15 protein-coding genes are annotated in these 20,449 nt (G+C 63.2%); 9 read left to right on the plus strand and 6 right to left on the minus strand.

What is annotated here, in order from left to right; translation table 11 throughout:
* Positions 1 to 37 precede the first annotated feature (37 nt).
* The 5 genes from FIU28_RS06615 (at position 38) to FIU28_RS06635 (ending at position 5,045) form a co-directional block, all read left to right on the plus strand.
* Positions 38 to 1,501, plus strand: a complete 1,464-nt coding sequence (locus FIU28_RS06615) for a form I ribulose bisphosphate carboxylase large subunit (RefSeq protein WP_143572204.1) — start codon at positions 38 to 40, stop codon at positions 1,499 to 1,501.
* Between the two features lie 11 nt (positions 1,502 to 1,512).
* A complete protein-coding gene (locus FIU28_RS06620; protein WP_143572205.1) occupies positions 1,513 to 1,938 on the plus strand; it encodes a ribulose bisphosphate carboxylase small subunit in 426 nt (141 codons plus the stop codon).
* Complete coding sequence (gene cbbX, locus FIU28_RS06625) at positions 1,935 to 2,858, plus strand: CbbX protein (RefSeq protein ID WP_143572206.1); 924 nt, start codon at positions 1,935 to 1,937, stop codon at positions 2,856 to 2,858. Before FIU28_RS06620 ends, cbbX begins: the two co-directional genes overlap by 4 nt.
* A gap of 85 nt (positions 2,859 to 2,943) precedes the next feature.
* Positions 2,944 to 3,267, plus strand: coding sequence for a hypothetical protein (locus FIU28_RS06630; RefSeq protein WP_143572207.1), 324 nt, complete (start codon positions 2,944 to 2,946; stop codon positions 3,265 to 3,267).
* Positions 3,268 to 3,365: 98 nt separating this feature from the next.
* Complete coding sequence (locus tag FIU28_RS06635; RefSeq protein WP_168202869.1) at positions 3,366 to 5,045, plus strand: thiamine pyrophosphate-binding protein; 1,680 nt, start codon at positions 3,366 to 3,368, stop codon at positions 5,043 to 5,045.
* A gap of 162 nt (positions 5,046 to 5,207) precedes the next feature.
* Here FIU28_RS06635 and FIU28_RS06640 read toward each other — a convergent pair whose 3' ends face one another.
* The 3 genes from FIU28_RS06640 to FIU28_RS06650 all read right to left on the minus strand — a co-directional run bounded on the left by FIU28_RS06640 (position 5,208) and on the right by FIU28_RS06650 (position 10,626).
* The gene (locus FIU28_RS06640; protein WP_143572209.1) at positions 5,208 to 7,283 is read right to left on the minus strand and encodes an ATP-dependent helicase; all 2,076 of its coding nucleotides are present in this window, start codon (positions 7,281 to 7,283) and stop codon (positions 5,208 to 5,210) included.
* Between the two features lie 225 nt (positions 7,284 to 7,508).
* Entirely contained in the window at positions 7,509 to 9,470 is a 1,962-nt protein-coding gene (locus FIU28_RS06645) for a methyl-accepting chemotaxis protein (protein WP_143572210.1), read from the minus strand.
* 478 nt (positions 9,471 to 9,948) lie between these two features.
* On the minus strand, positions 9,949 to 10,626 hold the full coding sequence (locus FIU28_RS06650; protein ID WP_168203064.1) for a Crp/Fnr family transcriptional regulator: 678 nt from the start codon (positions 10,624 to 10,626) through the stop codon (positions 9,949 to 9,951).
* 252 nt (positions 10,627 to 10,878) lie between these two features.
* Here FIU28_RS06650 and FIU28_RS06655 point away from each other — a divergent pair, with 252 nt between their 5' ends.
* Positions 10,879 to 11,709: a hypothetical protein gene (locus FIU28_RS06655; protein ID WP_143572212.1), complete on the plus strand. Its 831-nt coding sequence runs from the start codon at positions 10,879 to 10,881 to the stop codon at positions 11,707 to 11,709.
* A 276-nt stretch (positions 11,710 to 11,985) separates the two neighbouring features.
* Here the strand turns inward: FIU28_RS06655 and FIU28_RS06660 are convergent, their stop codons facing one another.
* Complete coding sequence (locus FIU28_RS06660) at positions 11,986 to 12,831, minus strand: transglutaminase-like domain-containing protein (protein WP_143572213.1); 846 nt, start codon at positions 12,829 to 12,831, stop codon at positions 11,986 to 11,988.
* 168 nt (positions 12,832 to 12,999) lie between these two features.
* The gene (glgX, locus tag FIU28_RS06665) at positions 13,000 to 15,180 is read right to left on the minus strand and encodes a glycogen debranching protein GlgX (RefSeq protein ID WP_143572214.1); all 2,181 of its coding nucleotides are present in this window, start codon (positions 15,178 to 15,180) and stop codon (positions 13,000 to 13,002) included.
* Positions 15,181 to 15,367: 187 nt separating this feature from the next.
* Here glgX and rocF point away from each other — a divergent pair, with 187 nt between their 5' ends.
* From rocF to FIU28_RS06680, 3 genes are all read left to right on the plus strand, one after another.
* Positions 15,368 to 16,333, plus strand: a complete 966-nt coding sequence (gene rocF, locus FIU28_RS06670; RefSeq protein WP_143572215.1) for an arginase — start codon at positions 15,368 to 15,370, stop codon at positions 16,331 to 16,333.
* Between the two features lie 60 nt (positions 16,334 to 16,393).
* Positions 16,394 to 16,657 (plus strand): hypothetical protein, encoded by a 264-nt coding sequence (locus tag FIU28_RS06675; protein ID WP_143572216.1) that lies wholly within the window; start codon positions 16,394 to 16,396, stop codon positions 16,655 to 16,657.
* An 87-nt stretch (positions 16,658 to 16,744) separates the two neighbouring features.
* Complete coding sequence (locus FIU28_RS06680; protein WP_143572217.1) at positions 16,745 to 18,334, plus strand: alpha-amylase family glycosyl hydrolase; 1,590 nt, start codon at positions 16,745 to 16,747, stop codon at positions 18,332 to 18,334.
* 99 nt (positions 18,335 to 18,433) lie between these two features.
* On the opposite strand, the gene FIU28_RS06685 is transcribed toward FIU28_RS06680, so the two are convergent.
* Entirely contained in the window at positions 18,434 to 20,125 is a 1,692-nt protein-coding gene (locus FIU28_RS06685; protein WP_143572218.1) for an alpha-amylase family protein, read from the minus strand.
* Positions 20,126 to 20,449: the final 324 nt, after the last annotated feature.

The raw sequence follows: 20,449 nt of genomic DNA on the forward strand, positions 1-20,449 counted from the left end.
TCACGATCCGACCGCACATAACCCACTGGAGACTGTCATGAACGAGCATGCATCGATTACGGTCCGCGGCAAGGATCGCTACGTATCCGGCGTCATGGAATACAAGAAGATGGGTTATTGGGAGCCCGATTACGTGCCGAAGGACACCGATATCATCTCGCTGTTCCGCGTCACGCCGCAGGATGGCGTCGACCCGATCGAGGCCTGCGCCGCGGTGGCCGGCGAATCTTCCACCGCGACCTGGACCGTGGTGTGGACCGATCGTCTCACGGCGGCCGAGAAATATCGCGCCAAATGCTACCGCGTCGATCCCGTCCCGAATTCGCCTGGTCAGTATTTCGCCTATATCGCCTACGATCTGGACCTGTTCGAGAACGGCTCGATCGCTAATCTGTCGGCGTCGATCATCGGCAATGTGTTCGGCTTCAAGCCGCTAAAGGCGCTGCGGCTCGAGGACATGCGGCTGCCGGTCGCCTATGTGAAGACGTTCCAGGGGCCGGCGACCGGCATCGTCGTCGAGCGCGAGCGGATGGACAAGTTCGGCCGGCCGCTGCTCGGCGCCACCGTCAAGCCGAAGCTGGGTCTGTCCGGCCGCAACTACGGCCGCGTTGTCTATGAGGCGCTGAAGGGCGGGCTGGATTTCACCAAGGACGACGAGAACATCAACTCGCAGCCCTTCATGCATTGGCGCGAGCGGTTCCTGTATTGCATGGAGGCCGTCAACAAGGCGCAGGCCGCCTCCGGCGAGATCAAGGGGACCTATCTCAACGTCACCGCCGGCACCATGGAGGACATGTATGAGCGCGCCGAATTCGCAAAACAGCTCGGCTCCGTCATCATCATGATCGATCTGGTGATCGGCTACACCGCGATCCAGTCGATGGCCAAATGGGCGCGCAGGAACGACATGATCCTGCATCTGCACCGCGCCGGGCATTCGACCTATACGCGGCAGCGCAGCCACGGCGTCTCGTTCCGCGTCATCGCCAAATGGATGCGGCTGGCCGGCGTCGATCACATCCATGCCGGCACCGTGGTCGGCAAGCTGGAGGGTGATCCGGCGACGACGCGCGGCTATTACGACATTTGCCGCGAGGACCACAACCCGATGCGACTCGAGCACGGCGTATTCTTCGAGCAGGACTGGGCTAGCCTGAACAAGCTGATGCCGGTCGCTTCCGGCGGCATCCATGCCGGCCAGATGCACCAGTTGCTCGACCATCTCGGCGAGGACGTGGTGCTGCAGTTCGGCGGCGGCACCATCGGCCATCCGATGGGCATCCAGGCGGGCGCCACCGCCAACCGCGTCGCGCTGGAGGCGATGATCTTCGCCCGCAATGAGGGCCGCGACTATCTGCACGAGGGCCCGGAAATCCTGGCCAAGGCGGCGCTGACCTGTACGCCGCTGAAATCGGCGCTGGAGGTCTGGAAGAACGTCACCTTCAACTATGAATCCACCGATACGCCCGACTATGTCCCCACCGCCAGCGTGGCCATGTAAGGAGAATAATGATGCGTCTGACCCAAGGATGCTTTTCATTCCTGCCCGATCTCACCGACGAGCAGATCACCAGCCAGGTGCAGTATTGCCTGCAGAACGGTTGGGCGGTGAATCTCGAATTCACCGACGACCCGCACCCGCGGAACAATTTCTGGGAAATGTGGGGGCTGCCGATGTTCGACCTGCGCGATGCCGCCGGCGTGATGATGGAGCTCGCCGAATGCCGCAAGGTCTATGGCGACCGCTACATCCGGCTGTCGGCGTTCGACGCCAGCCACGGCTGGGAGTCGGTGCGCCTGTCCTTCATCGTCAACCGGCCGAAGAACGAGCCCGGCTTCCGGCTGGAGCGTCACGAGGTCGATGGCCGCAACATCCGCTACACGACCACGTCCTACGCCGTCGATTCTCCCGAGGGCCAGCGTTATGGTGGGTCATGACCGCGCTGGCGCCTGCTGAACCCGCTGAGCTGTCGGTCGAGCGCATCGACCTGCGCCGCGAGTTCAACGAGGTCGGCATCGGCGACGTGCTGGAGCAGCTCGATCGGGAGTTGATCGGGCTGAAGCCGGTGAAGACGCGAATCCGCGAGATTGCCTCGCTGTTGCTGATCGAGCGGATTCGCAAGCGGATGAATCTGAGTGCGGAAGTGCCGACGCTGCACATGTCGTTCACCGGCAACCCCGGCACCGGCAAGACCACGGTGGCGCTACGCATCGCCGCCATCCTGCACAAGCTCGGTTTCGTCCGCCGCGGCCATGTGGTGTCGGTGACGCGCGACGAACTGGTCGGGCAATATATCGGCCACACCGCGCCGAAGACCAAGGAGATCCTGAAGAAGGCGATGGGCGGCGTGCTGTTCATCGACGAGGCCTATTATCTGCACCGCCCCGACAACGAGCGCGACTACGGCCAGGAGGCGATCGAGATCCTGCTGCAGGTGATGGAAAGCCAGCGCGAGGACCTGGTGGTGATCCTGGCCGGCTACGGCGACCGCATGGCCAAGTTCTTCGCCAGCAATCCCGGCTTCCGCTCGCGCATCGCACACCATATCGACTTTCCGGACTATTCCGACACGGAGTTGTTTGCGATTGCCGAACTGATGCTGCGCGAGATGAACTACAAGTTCACGTTGGAATCCGCTGACGCCTTCGTGCGCTATATAGGTTTGCGCAAGACGCAGCCGCTGTTTTCCAATGCGCGCTCGATCCGCAATGCGCTGGACCGTATCCGGCTGCGGCAGGCCAACCGGCTGGTCGCCGATCTCGACCGCGAGCTCACCACGGATGATATCATGTCGATCGAGCCCTCCGACGTGCTGGCCAGCCGGGTGTTTGGAGCGGTTCAAAATCACGGAGATTGAGGGCTTCTAAAACAACAAGCCCGAAAGAGATTGAGCGAGGCGGGCGCAGGCCGTAGGAATTCGTGGGGTCGCAAAGGACACACGAATGAGCGCACAGCCCGCCAAGGTCGCCGACATCACCGACGAGCGTTCGGCGCAGACCTATCTCGACCAGACGGTAATGACCAATTTCTGTCGGGTGCTCGACACGTCGCGGCTGCCGCCGACGCTGGTGATGCATATGATGGCCGCCGCGCTGGGGCGCACCTACCGCGAGGTCGCCTCGGCGCATCTCGACGGGCAATGCCCATGTGGCTGGTGCCCGCTGCCCGATGTCGATATCGAGATGCTGCTCGCATCGCTGGAGGAGGCTGCCGCACCGAAGCGCCCCGACGGGCTGGAATCGATGGTGATCGCCGGCCGCGCCTGAGTCGCGCTTGCCCCATTGGCTGCCAATGCTTTAACCTTAAAGCAGTTGGCCCGATCCTTGAATGGTCGTGGGCATCGCAACCGGCGCAAAGAGATCCCATGACCCCGACATCTCCCGCTGACGATGCCACCCTGACGCCGGTCTGGCGTGAAGTGGCGCGGGCCATCGCCGATCTAGGCGCCAGACGCTGCTTCGGTCTGGTCGGTGGCGCCAATTTCAAGGTCACGCTCGGCCTCACCGATCTCGGTGTCGAGTTCATCGCCGCGCGCCACGAAGGCGGCGCGGTGTCGATGGCCGACGTCGCGGCGCGCCTGACGCGCGACCTCACGGTCGCCAGCGTCACCGCGGGGCCAGGCCTCACCAATGCCATCACCGGAATCGGCGAGGCCGCCAAATCCGACACACCGCTCTTGGTGCTGGCCGGTGACGTCGTGCGCGGTGATACGCGCTCGGCTTTCGCCTTCCATCAGGCCGAGCTGGTCCACGCCGTCGGCGGCATCTGGCGGCAGATCGCCGATCCGATGACGGCCTATGAGGATGCCTGGCAGGCGGGGTTGCTGGCGCTGCGCGAGCGCAAGCCCGTGGTGCTCAGCCTGCCGGTTGATGTGCAGGAGATCAAGGTCGCAGCGAAACTCGGCAGCAAGCACGCGCCGATCACAAAGACGCCGCCGGTCAATTCCGAGCGGCTCGATGAACTCGTTGCCACGTTGCGCGCGGCCAAGAAGCCGCTGATCCTCGCCGGCCACGGCGCCGTCGTGGCGGACGCCGAAGCGCTGCTGACCGAACTGGCCGACCGCACCGGCGCGTTGCTGGCGACCTCGGTGCAGGCGCATGGCATGTTCAGCGGCCACCCTTGGAATCTCGGCGTCGCCGGCGGCTTTTCCTCGCCGGCCACGGCCGAGCTGATGGCGCAGAGCGACATGCTCATGGCGTTCGGCATGTCGCTGAATATGTGGACCACCAAGAAGGGCAGGCTGATTTCCGACGCCGCCCAATTGGTGCAGATCGACGTCGAGCGCGGCCGCATCGGCGTGCATCGCCCGGTCGATCTCGAACTCGAAGGCGATGCTGCCGCCGTTGCAACTGCCGTGCTGGCGGCGCTGGGCGACGACCTGCCGGGCTGGCGCACGCCCGAGGTCGCCGCGATCATGATCGCCAGGAGTAACCGCAATTTTGCCTATGAAGACACCAGCGATGCCGGCCATATCGATCCGCGCACGCTCTCCAAGGCGGTCGATGACATCCTGCCGAAGGATCGCACGGTCGTGGTCGATGGCGGGCATTTCGTCGGCTGGGTGGCGCGCTATCTCTCGGTGCCGGACATGCGCGGCTGGTGCATCCCGATCGCGTTCCAGTCGATCGGGCTTGGCCTAGCCGGCGCGATCGGCGCGGCCGTGGTGCAGCCCGACCGGCTGACGGTGCTCGCCGTCGGCGATGGTGGTTTCCTGATGGCGATCGCCGAGCTGGAAACCGCGGTGCGGCTGAAGCGGCGGCTGTGCATCTTCATTTACAACGACAGCGCCTACAGCGCCGAGGTGCATCACTTCGTGCCGGAAGGCTATTCCGGCGCGATGGCGCAATTCCCGGTCACCGACTTCGCGGCGATTGCGCGTGGCTACGGCGCCGACGGCGTGGTGGTACGCACGCTGCAGGATCTCGCGCCGCTGCAGCGCTGGGTCGCTGACGGTGCGCAGGGCGTGTTCATCGTCGATGGTCGCATCAATCCGGCGCTGGTCGCGGACTGGTACCACGAGATTTTTGGCGCGGCGAATTTGTAGTTCCGGTTGTTCTTCCCTCTCCCCTTGTGGGAGAGGGTAGATCGACCGCGGAGCGGTCGAGACGGGTGAGGTGTAGCCGCGCGCTCCGAGCCTAGACACCCCTCATCCGTCGCGGACTTCGTCCGCGCCACCTTCTTCCACAAGGGGAGAAGGAAGAAAGAATCACCGCCACATACCGCGCATCCGTGCGCCGACGTCGAAGCGCACGCCTTGCGTCGCGGCGCGCGAGGCCGTCTCGGCACTCGCCATCGGCCAGCTCGTACGCTCGAACAGGTGCAGCAGCCGGTCCGGGATGAAGCGCGTGCGCGACGCGTAGACGTGGCGGTCGCCCTGGGCATTCTGGCCGTGGGTGAAGAAGCGCTGCGGCACCATCAGATGCAGCTCGTCCTTGGCGCGCGTCATCGCGACATAGAGAAGGCGGCGTTCCTCTTCCAGTTCGGCGGAGGTGCCGGTGCCCAGATCGGACGGCATGCAGCCATCGACGACATTCAGCACATAGACCGACTTCCACTCCTGACCCTTGGCGGAATGGATGGTCGACAGGATCAGATAGTCCTCGTCGAGCAGCGGAACGCCGGCCTGGTCGCTGGTAGCGTCCGGCGGGTCCAGCGTCAGCTCGGTGAGAAAGCGCTCGCGCGACGGATAGCCCGAGGCGATCTGTTCGAGCTGGATCAGGTCGGCGCGGCGCGTCATGCCGTCTTCATGGATGCGGTCGAGATGCGGCTCGTACCATGTCCGCGCTAGCTCCAGCTCCGCCGGCCAGCCGGCGCGTCCGGCGCGCAGTTCGGTCACCACCTCGACGAATCCGCGCCAGTCGTCGCCGGCGCGTTTCGGCGCGGGCGCATCCAGCAACGCGCCGATCGGATCGGCCGCCGCCGCCATGTGATCGAGCGCGCGCTGCGCCGAGGCAGGTCCCACGCCGGGCATCAGCTGCATCAGCCGGAAGCCGGCGACGCGGTCGCGCGGGTTTTCGACGAAGCGCAGCAGCGCCAGCACATCCTTGATGTGCGCGGCATCGAGAAATTTCAGTCCGCCGAATTTCACGAACGGAATGTTGCGCCGGGTCAATTCCACTTCCAGCGGCCCGGAGTGCGACGAGGTGCGAAACAGAACGGCTTGCTCCTTGAGCCGCGTGCCGCTTTCCCGGAGATCCAGAACGCGCTCGACCAGGCAGCGCGCCTGATCGGTTTCGTCCCGGATGGCAACCAGCTGCGGCTTTATGCCGGAGGCGCGGTCGGTCCACAGGTTCTTGGTGAAGCGTTCGCGCGCCAGATCGATCACGCCGTTGGCGGCGGCGAGGATCGGCTGCGTTGAGCGATAGTTGCGGTCCAGCGTGATGATGTCGGCTGCCGGCGAGAACTGCCCGGGAAAATCCAGGATGTTGCGCACGGTGGCGGCGCGAAACGAATAGATCGACTGCGCGTCGTCGCCGACCACGGTGAGGCCGCGTCCGCCGGGCTTCAGCGCCAGCAGGATCGAGGATTGCAGGCGGTTGGTGTCCTGATATTCGTCGACCATGACATGGTCGAAGCGGTCGCCGATATCGGCGGCAAGCAACGGCTCGGTCATCGTCTGCGCCCAGTACAAAAGCAGGTCGTCGTAATCGAGCACGTTCTGTTTCTGCTTGGCGGCGACGTAAGCCGCGAACAGTTCGCGCAGCTCGGCGGCCCAGCCGGCGCACCATGGATAGTTCGCGCCCAGCACCTCTTCGAGGCCGGCCTCGGCGTTGACGCAGCGCGAATAGATCGCGAGGCATGTGCCCTTGGTCGGAAACCGGGCCTCGGTCTTCGAGAAACCGAGTTCGTGGCGCACCAGATTCATCTGGTCGGCGGCGTCCTCGCGGTCGTGGATTGTGAAAGCGGGATCGAGCCCGATCTGTTTGGCATAGTCGCGCAAGAGGCGCGCGCCGATGCCATGGAAGGTGCCGGCCCAGTGCAGCGCATCGGTCATCACGCCGGCGTTTGTCCCCATCACCTTTCGCGCGATGCGTTCGACGCGGCGGCTCATCTCGGACGCCGCGCGGCGCGAAAACGTCATCAGCAGGATGCGGCGCGGATCGGCGCCGTTGACGATGAGATGCGCGACGCGGTGCGCCAACGTATTGGTCTTGCCGGAGCCAGCCCCGGCGATCACCAGCAGCGGGCCGGCCGGCGCAGCATGGCGCGACAGCACGCCATGTTCCACAGCGCGGCGCTGTTCCGGATTCAGGGTGTCGAGATAGGTGGCGGGTGCAGGCAAGGGATCATCCGAGGTGACGAATCACGCTCGCTGATTCCCGCTTTGTTCGCAATGGTGGGTATTGGTGTGCCGGCCTCTCAGCTGTCGTCCCCGCGAAAGCCTGGGCCCATACACGCTGGAAAAGCAGTTCGAGCACCGTAGCCATTTCTCTGCCGTTTCAATTACTCCGGCGGAGTCTAGGCTCCCCGCTTTCGCGCGGACGACATTGAGTTTGTGGCTCGCGCCTTACGTCGCCCGCACTTCGCGAAGGAAGGCATCGACCTGGGTCTTGAGGTCTTCGCCATTGCGCGACAGGTCGGCGGCGGATTCCACCACGCGGCTGGCGGCGAGGCCGGTTTCGCGGGCGGCGTCGTTGACCCCCGCAATATTCTGCGAGACCTCGCCGGTGCCGCGCGCGGCGTCTGCCACGTTGCGGGCGATCTCCAGCGTGGCGGCGCCCTGTTCCTCCACCGCCGCGGCGATCGCGCTCGCGATCTCGCTGACGCGGCCGATCGTCGTGCTGATGCCCTGGATCGAGCCGACCGAGGCCTTGGTGGCATTCTGGATCGCGCCGACCTGCGCCGAGATCTCTTCGGTGGCCTTCGAGGTCTGCGTCGCCAGGGCCTTCACTTCGGAGGCGACCACGGCGAAACCGCGGCCGGCCTCGCCGGCGCGCGCCGCCTCGATGGTGGCGTTGAGCGCGAGCAGATTGGTCTGGGCCGCGATCTCGCTGATCAGCCTGACGACGTCGCCGATTTTTTGCGCGGCTTCGGCGAGGCTTTGCACTTCGGAATTGGTGGTGTTGGCCTGATGGACGGCCTCGCCGGCGACGCGGGCAGATTCGTTGACCTGCTGGGAGATCTCGCTGATCGAGGCGTTGAGTTCCTCGATCGCTGCGGCAACGGCCTGGGCGCTCTGGGTGGCTTCTTCGGAAGCGGCGGCCACGGCGGCGGTCTGCCGCGTCGATTCCTCGGCGGTCGCAGCCATCGACTGTGCGGTGCTGCGTAATTCGCCGGCGGCGGAACCTACCGCGCCGACGACACTGCCGACGCCGCTTTCAAAGCGGCTGGCAAGCGCGTCCATCGTCTCGCGGCGTTCCTGCTGGCTGCGCTCGCGGGTCTGCTCCTGCGCAGTACGCATCCGGTCGGTCTCGATCAGGCCGTTCTTGAAGATCTCGACGGCGCCGGCCATCGAGCCGATCTCGTCGTTGCGGCCGGCACCCGGGATCGCCACCGTATATTGGCCGGCAGCGATGCTGCGCATCGCGGCGTCCAGCGCCTTGATCGGACGCGCCATGCTGCGGCCAATGAACACCGCGATCAGGCCGGCGACCAGCAGAACGGATCCCGAGATGATCGCAAGCCAGGTCAGCGCGGTGATGGTCAGGGTGCGGTAGGCCGATGCGTCGCGCTCGATTTCGAACACCGCGACCGGCTCGCCGGAGAAGGTCTTGATCTGGCCGAAGGCGGTGGCGGAGGCCTTGCCGTTCAGCTCGCCGAACTGCATCACGGTCTCGCCGGCCAGCGCGCGGCGAAGGATCGCCGCATCCGCAGGCCCGGCCGACATCGTGGACGCCAGCGTCTTGGCTGCGTCGCCGCTGAGCTGGTGGATCGCGATATCGACGTTGAAGCGCGCTTTCATCGTTTCGACGAAGGTTTTGCCGAACGGCGCGCCGACATCGACGGCGCCGAGCACAATGTCGCCGTCCATCACCGGCGACGATCCGAACACGTTCAGCACATCGCGGCCGACCTCGACGCCGCCAAGCGCCTTCTTCGTCGCGATCGCCTGCGCCAGCATCTTGCGCCGCCCGGTCATGTCGTCGTCGAACGTGCCGGGATTGTGGCTGCGGGCAAAGGCGGTGCCGGGCGGCGTGGCGAGCGTGATCAATTCGAGGCCACGCGCCTTGATCTTCTGGTAGGGGTTGCTGAGAAAGGCGATCGCCGCGGCGCGATCCTTGGCGCGCAGGATGTCCTTGATCTGCTGCATCGATGCCAGCACGTCGGCCACGGCCAGATTGGTGCGCGTCTCGGCGTTCATGGCTGCGGTGATGTTCGCGTAATCGTTGCTCAATTCACGCTGCAGGGCGGTATCGACGATGCTCTGCTGCTGCCACATGCTGAAAGCCGCCAGTACGCCACACGATCCGGCTGCTACCAGGGAAATAGCCACGATCATACGAGCCGAAATGGACTGTAGTGCGTGCATCAGATGCCCCTTCTTCCGCGGGTAGCAGTTGCTGCGCGGCGGTTGTTCCGGTCGATAAACTACGGAAATCCCGTGAAGGAGCTTTTAATTGAAGGGAGGTTGCTTTTTAGTACAATGACTTAGGTAATTTAGTAGGGTTTGGAAGCGAGGCTAGGTGCCCGTCGCAGCCGACGTGGTACCAGACTGCGTGTTGGCGGAATCGTCGCCGCCGCTCCGGTTGTCCGTCGGCGGTTCGTTGCCGGCGCAGGTACGCGGCCGGGACCCGGTGCCAGGCGATTCGAACAGCCGGGCAAACGCCCGCCCGGATAGCGTCAAACTGTCGCGAATACGGTGTCGGATGTGGCATCGGCGCACCCTCGATCAGGCATGAACATGCGTGCGCACTGGTATAGTTGGGAGAAATTCATCAAGATTCAGGTGATTCGCTGCTCGAAACTGCACAGGTGTTCGCCGGGAGCGAGCGCCCGTGGCGCGCCTGCTAATTGTCTCGCTCGATGTGCGGCTTGTCATTCAGCACGGCGTTGAGCAGCGAGTTGTGCACTTCGATCTTGCCATTGTAGCTGATGAAGCCGAGTTTGCGAAACTTGTTCATGAAGAAGCTGACGCGCGAGCGCGTGGTGCCGATCATCTCCGCCAGCGTCTCCTGGCTCAGCTCCACTGCAATCGGCTGCGGGCGACCTTCCTTGCCGAAATGCGCGAGGATCAGCAACAGTCGCGCCAGCCGTTTTTCGCTCGAATTGAATAACTGATCGACCAGGTCTTCTTCGATCCGGCTGTTGCGCGTCAGCAGATAGGTAATGAACATTTCGGAAAAGGCCGGCTCGTCGTGCAGCGTAGCGATCATCGCGGTCTTGGTGATCGAGGTGATGACGCAGTCTTCCAGCGCGGTCGTCGTGGCGATGCGGAGCGGATGGCCGGTCAGGCAACCCTCGCCGAAGAACTGGCCAGCCTCCAGAATGCCGACGACCGCCTCCTTGCCTTGCTCGGAGAGCACGGTGAGTTTGATCCGGCCCTTCTGGATAAAGAATACCGCTTCCGCCTTTTCGCCCTGGCAGAAGATCATCTGGTTTTTCCTGTACTCGGTGATCGTCTTGCCGTGACCGACATGGGCGAGAAAGCTCTTCGGATCGAACTGGTCCTTGGGCATCTTGTCCAACATCGCTCGACCTTGCAGTATCCGCCAACGCTGGCTGTATCCTAACCGCTGCGCTCGCTACCGTACAAAGTTATTCTGAGTTGTGTTGGAGATTCTTTCGCGAATATGCGCTGCGCTGCGATGAAAGCGAGCCCCCGGCGATGGGGCATCGCATGCATACAAATGAAAATTCCCGCATGCAGGAACCAATGTTCCGACTGCACATTGATCGCGCACTTGAAACACAGCAATGCCGCAAAGGCTGGAGCCATCATGATCGATACCGTAGTAGTTCAACCCGCAGCGTCCGACGAAAATGTTGGCGCAGGCGTTTCCTGGCCGGCGATCTTTGCCGGGGCTGTCGTGTCCTGCGCGTTGACGCTCGTGTTGCTGACGCTCGGCGTGGCGCTCGGCGCAACTTCGGTTTCGCCGTGGTCAGGTTCGGGCGTGTCGGCGACCACCTTCAAGATCGCGACCGGCATCTACCTGATCGTGATCGCCATGATCTCCTCGTCCGTCGGCGGCTATATCGCCGGCCGCCTGCGCACCCGCTGGGTCGGCGTTCACAGCGATGAGGTCTATTTCCGCGACACCGCGCATGGCTTCGTGACCTGGGCGGTTGCCTCGGTGCTCGGTGCCTTGCTGCTGGCAACGCCGGCGTCGAGCATCATGGGTAGCGCCGCGACCGGCGCTGCGCAGGGTGTTGCGGCCAATGCCGGCCCGATGGACGGCTATCTCGATACGTTGCTGCGTTCCGACACCCCGGCCGCCAACGCCAATGCGGCCGACGCCCGTAGCGAACTCAACCGTCTGTTCACCGCCAGCTTCAAGGCCGGCAGCGATCTCCAGCCCGCCGACCGGACCTACATTGCCAAGGTCGTGTCGGCCCGCACCGGTCTCAGCCAGGCTGACGCCGAAGCCCGCGTCAACCAGGTCGTGACCGCAGCCAAGACCAATCTGGATGCGGCGCGCAAGGCGACCGCCTCGCTGGCGTTCTGGCTGACCGCTTCGCTGCTGCTCGGTGCATTCTGCGCCAGCCTCGCTGCGACGGAAGGCGGCGGACTGCGCGACGGCACGTGGGGCAAGAAGCGTCGTCTGAACTAAATCCGAAGTTCGTCGTTACCCTCACAACAAAAGAAGTTCGTCGTTTAACTCACATCATAAGGACACTCACATGCCCATTCTTCTCTGGCTCGTCGGCATTCCGATTCCTTTGATCATCCTGTTCCTGCTGCTGCGTTAAGTAATAGAACGTGAAAAGCCCGCCGAGCAATCGGCGGGCTTTTTGCTGTCGGGGTAGGGTGGGCAAAGCGAAGCGTGCCCACCATCCTCAAGGAAGCGGTGGGCACGGCGCAAGAGCGCCTTTGCCCACCCTACAGATCACGCCACCATCGAGGTCGGCCCCACGGCAGGCGTCTCGGTTTTCACCTCGTCGGTGATAACGGTGAAGCGTGCTAGCGGCGCTGCCCCAAAAGCCGTCGAGATGGCCACGTCCGCGGCGTCGCGGCCCCGGGCGATCACGACGCGGCCGATACGCGGGTGATTGTGGCGGGCGTCGAACGTGTACCATCGCCCATCGAGGAAGACCTCGAACCAGGCACTGAAATCCATCGGCGCGGGATCAATCGGTACGCCGATGTCGCCGAGATAGCCGGTGCAGTATCGCGCCGGAATGTTCATGCAGCGGCACAAGGTAACCGCGAGATGCGCGTAGTCGCGGCAGACGCCGACGCGCTCGTCATGGCCTTCCGACGCGGTGCGGTCGTTGCGGGCATGGTGATAGCTGAAGTCGATGCGCTCGTGGGCATAATCGACGATCGCCTGCACGCGCGACCAGCCACCGGGAACGTGACCGAACATCGACCAGGCGAGATCGGACAGCTTCTGCGTATCGCAATAGCGGCTGCCGAGCAGATAGACGAGCACGTCGTCGGGCAGTTCTGCAATCGGCGTCTGCCGGGCGTCAAGATTCACTTCGTCCGGCAGGCCGCTGTCGGAGATCAGAAAATCGTTTCTGATTTCGGTCAGGCCGGGCGGGGCGATGATGCGGGTGCAGGTATTGCCGAACATGTCGAGATAATCGCGGGCCTGAACATCCTGCGAGAACGTGACGCGGTGCGGAGTGAGCAAATCCGATTCCCGCGATGGATGAATGCTTAGCATCAGTATCATCGGGGTTTCCTGATAGCATTGAAACGCAATATCGTAACCCGCAAATATCTGCACCGACCATCTCCTTGAGTAAGCAATCGAAGGAATCGTTGCGAAACAAGTGGCGCCGGTGGTGCTTCGTTCCGGGATTCCGACTTTTAAAACTGCGGAAATTGTGGGCAGACACGACAACGCCGCCCCGGAGGTCTCCGGGGCGGCGTGTAGCAACGAGCGCTTGCCGTATCAGGCCTTCTTGGAGGGCCGATCACCGCGCTTCTTGTCCGCAGCGGCCTTGGCCGGCGCGATGGTGGCGGCATCGGCGCGGTTCATCTTCAGCATCAAGAAGGATCGCCCGGTCACCTGGTAGACGTGCCCGAACGGAAATTCGCTACCCTCGGGCGTCTTCGTCAGATTGGTATCTACCAGCAGGTTCCAACCCGAGCCACCGGTGGCCTCCGGCATGGTGAAATCGACCACGCCTTCGAAGCCGTTCAGCACCAGCAGAATGGTCTCGTCGACCGCCTGCTTGCGGATGCCGGTTTTCTGCGCGCGGCCATCCAGCAGCATGCCGAAGCACTTCATATTATTGTCGGACCAGTGATCGTCCTCCATCGGCCCGCCATTGGCATTGATCCAGGTGAGATCGCGCACATCCAGCGGCTCATCATATTCGCCGGTCAGGAAGCGGGTGCGGCGAAGCACCGAATTGTCCTTGACCAGCTTGATGGCACGCTTGGTGAAGTCGAGCAGGTCCTGGCCGTCGGCGTCGAGTTCCCAGTTGAACCACGAGATCTCGCTATCCTGGCAATAGGCGTTGTTGTTGCCGTGCTGGGTACGGCCGAATTCGTCGCCGCCGAGCAGCATCGGCGTGCCCTGCGAGAACAACAGCGTCGCCAGCATGTTGCGCTTCTGCCGGTTGCGCAGCGCGAGGATCTCCTTGTCGTCGGTCGGACCCTCGACGCCACAATTCCAAGAGGCGTTATTGGAAGAGCCGTCCCGGCCATCCTCGCCATTGGCCTCGTTGTGCTTCTCGTTGTAGCTCGCCCAGTCGTTCAGCGTGAAGCCGTCATGCGCGGTGACGAAGTTGACGCTGGCCCAGGAGCGGCGGCCGTGATGGTTGAACATGTCGCCCGAGGCCGACAGCCGCGGCGCGAGGGCCGCGACCGGCGCCTCGCCGCGCCAGAAGTCGCGGGTGACATCGCGGAACTTGTCGTTCCATTCCGCCCAGCCGGGCGGAAATCCGCCGACTTGGTAGCCGCCGGGACCGATGTCCCAGGGCTCGGCGATGAGCTTGACCGTGGTCAGCAGCGGATCCTGGTCGACCGCCTTGAGGAAGCCGCTCTGCTCGTCGAATCCGTAGACTTCGCGGGCCAGAATGGTGCCGAGATCGAAGCGGAAGCCGTCGATATGCATCTCGCTGACCCAGTAGCGCAGGCTGTCCGCCACCATCTGGATGACGCGCGCATGCGACAGGTTCACCGTGTTGCCGGTACCGGTGTCGTTGATGTAATAACGCTTCTTCTCCGGCATCAGCCGGTAGTAGCTGGCGTTATCAATACCCTTGAACGACAGCGTCGGGCCGCATTCATTGCCTTCAGCGGTGTGGTTGTAGACGACATCGAGAATTACCTCGAGCCCGCCGGCATGAAGCCTGGCGACCATCTCCTTGAATTCGCGCAGCGAGTTCGGGACGTCCGCGGCGTAGCGCGGATCTGGCGCGAAGAAGCCGATTGAATTATAGCCCCAATAGTTGGTGAGGTTCTTCTCCATCAGATAATCATCATTGATGAAGGTGTGGATCGGCAGCAGTTCGACCGAGGTGACGCCAAGCCCGTTCAGATAATCGATGACCGGTTTGGTGCCGAAGCCGGCATAGGTGCCGCGGATATCTTCGGACACGTCGGGATGCTGTTTGGTGAAGCCTTTGACATGGGTCTCATAGATGATGGTCTGGTCCCACGGCACGTTCTGACGGCCGGCTTCGCCGGTCCAGTCGAAATCCTTGTCGATCACCACGCAGCGCGGCATGAACGGCGCCGAGTCGCGTTCGTCGAAGGTGGTGTCGTCGCCGGTTTCCATCTTGTAGCCGAACACCGCCGGATTCCATTCCAGCGTTCCGGCATGCGCGCGCGCATAGGGATCGAGCAGCAATTTGTTGGGGTTGAAACGGTGACCGTTTTCAGGCTCGTAGGGGCCGTGGACGCGGTAGCCGTAATAGGTGCCAGGCGCGACGTCGGGGATGTAGCCGTGAAACACTTCGTCGGTATATTCCGGCAGTTCGATACGGGTCTCGACATCACCGTCGAACAGGCAGACTTCGACCTTGGTGGCGTTGGCGGAGAACAATGCGAAGTTGGTCCCCTTTCCGTCCCAGTGCGCGCCTAAGGGATAGGGTAGACCTTCTTCGACCGTTCTGTCCGTCACGTGAGCCCCGCATGTTTTAAAAGTCGCAATTGAAATGCGCAATACAACGGCGTGGCGGCCATTACGTTGCACCGCAATCCGCGCTTTCGGGCTTTATCTTATATTATCGGCGTGACAGCCGGATTGGGGCTGCCTGTACGTTGCCGTGTCACGCAGTTCGGCAACAGATACGCTAAGGGACAGGCCCATGACGCATATCGCGCACCACCGGCGGATTGCACTGCTCGGCGCGCCGGTTGAGGTCGGGGCCTCACAGCCCGGCACGCTGATGGGGCCCGCTGCGCTGCGTACCGCCGGCCTTGGCACATTGCTCGCCGGCCTTGGCTTTGCGGTCGAGGACCATGGCGATGTGGCGCCGCGGCACGGGGATCCGTCCGGCGACCCGCCCGACAATGCCAGGCATTATCGCGACATCCAGCAATGGATCCAAGCGCTGAGCGCGCGCGCCTGCACGCTGGCGCAATCCGGCGCACTGCCGATCTTCATGGGCGGCGACCACAGCCTGTCGATGGGGTCGGTCAACGGCGTCGCACGGCATTGGCACGCGCAGGGCCGCGAGCTGTTCGTGCTGTGGCTGGATGCCCACGCCGATTACAATACGCCGGCCACGACGATCACCGGCAACATGCACGGCATGTCGGCGGCCTTCCTGTGCGGCGAGCCGGGCCTCGACGGCCTGCTCGGCCACGAGCCGCGCGCGTCGATCAAGCCTGGAAATCTCGATCTATTTGGCATCCGCTCGATCGACAAACTTGAAAAGGAGCTGGTCGCTCGCCGCCGGATCGCTGTCGCGGACATGCGCGAGATAGACGAATTCGGTGTCGGCGTGCCGATCCGCCGCGTGATCGAACGTGTCAAGGCGCGCCACGGCGTGCTGCACGTCTCATTCGACGTCGACTTCCTTGATCCCGCCACTGCGCCCGGTGTCGGCACAATGGTGCCGGGCGGGGCGACCTATCGCGAGGCGCATCTAATCATGGAGTTGCTGCACGATTCAGGGCTTGTGGTGTCGCTCGACGTGGTCGAGCTCAACCCTTTCCTCGATGACCGCGGCCGTACCGCCCGCGTCATGGTCGAACTGGTCGGCAGCCTGTTCGGCCAGCAGATCATCGACCGGCCGATGCCGAGCAACGCGATCGTCCCGCCAGGCTGATGGAACCTTGATCGCCACCCGGGGTTGCCATGCATCGTTCATGTTTCAGGGAGCACGAAAATGATGAAGCGTCTTGCGATCATGGCCGTTGCTGCAGCGGCAATTGGCACTACCATTCCGGCCAGCGCGCAGAATTTTGGCGTGGGTGTCGGGCCGGACGGGGTTACCGTCGGCGCGGTTCGCGGCGACCGGTATCGCGATCGGGACCGTGACTATTACCGCGATCGGCGCGACCGCGACGAAACGGTCATCATCAAGCGCAACCGGGATCGCGATCGTGATTACGACCGGGGAGAACGCCGCGTCTATATCGAACGCGACTAAGACTGTAACGAGACAAAGCGGCCTTCCTGCGGGAGGGCCGCTTTTTCGTGCCCTTTTGTGTTCTCAATTGCCGGTTTAAAGTATCTTATGACATCTGCAGCAAACGTCTGGTGGCAATCCGGCACCATCTATCAGATCTATCCGCGCTCGTTTCAGGATTCCAACGGCGACGGGATCGGCGATCTCGCCGGCATCATCGGCCGGCTGCCCTATCTGCGGCAGCTCGGCATCGATGCGATCTGGCTGTCGCCGATCTTCCCGTCGCCGATGGCCGATTTCGGCTATGACATTTCGGACTATATCGGGATTCACCCGATCTTCGGTACGTCGGAAGACTTTGACGCGCTGGTGGCGGCCGCGCATGGCGCGGGCCTGAAAATCATTCTCGATCTGGTGCCGAACCACACCTCGGACCAGCATGCCTGGTTTCTCGAAAGCCGCAGCTCGCGCGATAATCCGAAACGCGACTGGTACATCTGGCGCGATGCGAAGCCGGACGGTTCGGCGCCCACCAACTGGATGTCGGAATTCGGCGGCAGCGCCTGGGCCTGGGACGAGGCGACGCAGCAATATTACTATCACGCCTTCCTCGACAGGCAGCCGGACCTCAACTGGCGCAATCCCGAGGTTCGCCAAGCGATCTACGAAGTGATGCGGTTCTGGCTGCGTCGCGGCATCGACGGGTTTCGCGTCGACGTGATCTGGCACCTGATCAAGGACGACGAATTTCGCGACAATCCTCTCAATCCGAATTACAGCGCCGGCCGGCCACCGCATGAATCCGTACTGCCGCTGTATTCCACCGACCGGCCGGAGACGCTCGATGTCGTCTCCGAGATGCGCCGCGTGGTGGACGAGTTCGACGACCGCGTGCTGATCGGCGAAGTCTATCTGCCGGTCGAGCGGCTGGTCGCCTATTACGGCCGCGACCTCGGCGGCGCGCATCTGCCGTTCAATTTCGCGCTGCTGTCGGCGCCCTGGAACGCGCATGAGATCGGCGATCTGATCGCGCGTTATGAAGCGGCGCTGCCGTTCGGGGCGTGGCCGAACTGGGTGCTGGGCAACCACGACCGTCCGCGCATCGCCAGCCGGGTCGGCGCCGCGCAAGCGCGCGTCGCTGCGATGCTGCTGCTGACGCTCAGGGGCACGCCGACATTATATTATGGCGACGAGGTCGGCATGAAGCAGTTGCCGATCCCGCCCGACAAGGTTCAGGACCCGTTCGAGAAGAACGTGCCGGGGATCGGCGTCGGCCGCGATGGTTGCCGCACGCCGATGCAGTGGGGAATAACCGAGAACGCCGGCTTCACGACGGGTGAGCCCTGGCTGCCGCTGGCAGAGGATTTCGCCAGCAACAATGCCGCCGTGCTGGCCAGCGATCCGCACTCGATCCTCAGCCTCTATGTCAAGCTGATCGATCTGCGCAAGCACCAGCCGGAACTCGTGTTTGGTGACTATGCGCCGGAGCCGACGGCGGGCGATCTGCTGGCCTACCGGCGCAGCTACGACGGCCAGACGCTGCTGGTCGCGCTCAACCTCGGCGCCGCACCGGCGTCGATGCATGTCGAAGGCGGCGAGATCCTGCTATCGACGCATCTCGACCGCAAAGGCGAGAATGTTTCAGGCCCGCTGGAGCTGCGTGCAGATGAGGGCGTCATCGTGAGGTTGCGTTCGTAGCCCGGATGAAATCGACACGCCGCATGGCGGCGTGCCGATGCAATCCGGGTTTAGCGCGTAGGTGGATGCGCCGGGCCCGGATTGTTATCCGGGCTACGGCTATTCCGGATGCGCCTCGGCGTCGTCATCGATATCGCTTCGTCGCAACAGATAATCCAGCCCGCCGACGCGGTACCAGCGGTGCGCGTAGGCCTCCAGCATCAAATGGTGCTTGCCCTTGTCGTCGGCATGGCTGTGGTCTTCGGTCAAGAGGTTGATCAGGTGCTGGTCCTGCGCGGTCTTGAGCCCGACCGCGAAGGACACCTCGCACGGCGTTTCGTCAAGGTTATGCACGAACAGCACCGAGTTGTTGCGCCAGTCATAGCGCATCACCAGCACCGCTGGGTTACGCGCCGCGATGATCGTAAAATCACCCCAGCCGATCTCCGGCACTTCCTTGCGCATCCGGATCATGCGTTCGGTCCAGTTCAGCATCGAGTTGGAATCGCGGCGCTGCATCGCGACGTTGACATGCTGATAGCCGAACGGCCCCTTGTCGATCACGGGGTTCTTCGGTCTTGCATGCTTGGTGAAGCCAGCGTTCGGTTCGGTCGACCACTGCATAGGCGTCCGCGCGCAGTTGCGCTCCGGCAGCGAGAGATCGTCGCCCATCGCGATCTCGTCGCCATAGCGCAGCACCGGGGTGCCGGGCAGCGTGTACATCAGGCTGTAAGCGAGCTCGAGCCTTCGGCGGTCGCCGCCGAGCATCGGCGCGAGACGGCGGCGGATACCGCGGTCGTATAGCTGCATTTTCTTGTCCGGGCCGAATTTCTCAAACACGATCTGGCGCTGTTCTTCGGTCAGGCGGCCGAGATCGAGTTCGTCGTGATTGCGCAGGAACAGGCCCCATTGCGCCGTGGCGGGCCGCTGCTTCGTCACTTTCAACGCCGCCGCCAGCGGTCGCGCATCGCCGGAGGCCAGCGCATAGAACAGGTTCTGGTTGGCGTGGAAGTTGAACATCATCTGCATGCGGTCGCCGTCGTCGCCGAAATATTCCATGTCGGTCTCCGGCTCGACATTGGCTTCGGCCAGGATGATGGCGTCGCCCTTCCGCCATTGCAGGAATTCACGGAAGGCGCGCAGCATGTCATATTGTTCGACGGGCTTGTTGACCTTCGGCCCCTTGGTGGCGATCACGAACGGCACGGCGTCCATGCGGAAGCCGGACACGCCGAGCTGCAGCCAGAATCCCATGATCTTGAGGATCTCCGCCTGCACGTGCGGATTGGACGTGTTGAGGTCTGGCTGGAAATCATAGAAGCGGTGGAAGAACCAGGCCTTCGCGTCCTTGTCGTGCGTCCAGGTGGATTTTTGCACGCCTGGAAACACCATGCCCTTATGGGCATTGGTGGGCTTCTTGTCGGACCAAACGTACCAGTCGCGGTATTTCGAGTCCGGATCGCTCCTGGCATCCTTGAACCAGGCGTTCTGGTCGGAGGTGTGATTGACCACGAGGTCGATGATGACGCGGATGCCGCGCTGATGGCAGCCATGGGCAAATTCGACGAAGTCGCCGAGCGTGCCGTATTTCGGATCGACGCTGTAATAGTCGGAGATGTCGTAGCCGTCGTCTTTTCCGGGAGAAGCCTGGAACGGCATCAGCCAGATCGCGGTGACGCCGAGCCCGTCAAGATAATCCAGCCGCCGCGTTAGGCCCTTGAAGTCTCCGATGCCGTCGCCATCGGCATCCATGAAGCTGCCCACGGAAAGGCAATAGAAGACGGCGTTCTTGTACCAGAGATCGTCGATCATGCGGGGCACCGGGCTGCGAGGACGGTGCGGATCAAGTCTCAAGGCGGGGCGGGGTTCCGATCCTTGTTCCCCTCTCCCCCAGCGCAGCGTAGCGTAGCTGCGCTCCGTGGGAGAGGGTGCCTAGGCGGCCTTCGGCCGCCGTTCTAAAAATTGAGGCCGATGCAAAGCATCGGCTTTGGCGCAGCGAAGGCGGCAGAGGGCGCTTGGCCGCAAGCGCAGGAGCCTGCTTCAAGAACCCTCTCCCGTCTCGAACCGCTCCGCGGTTCGATCCACCCTCTCCCGCCTGCGCAAAGCTTCGCTTTGCTTGTGGGAGAGGGGAAAGAG

The organism is Tardiphaga sp. vice154, assembly GCF_007018645.1.
Taxonomy (GTDB): domain Bacteria; phylum Pseudomonadota; class Alphaproteobacteria; order Rhizobiales; family Xanthobacteraceae; genus Tardiphaga.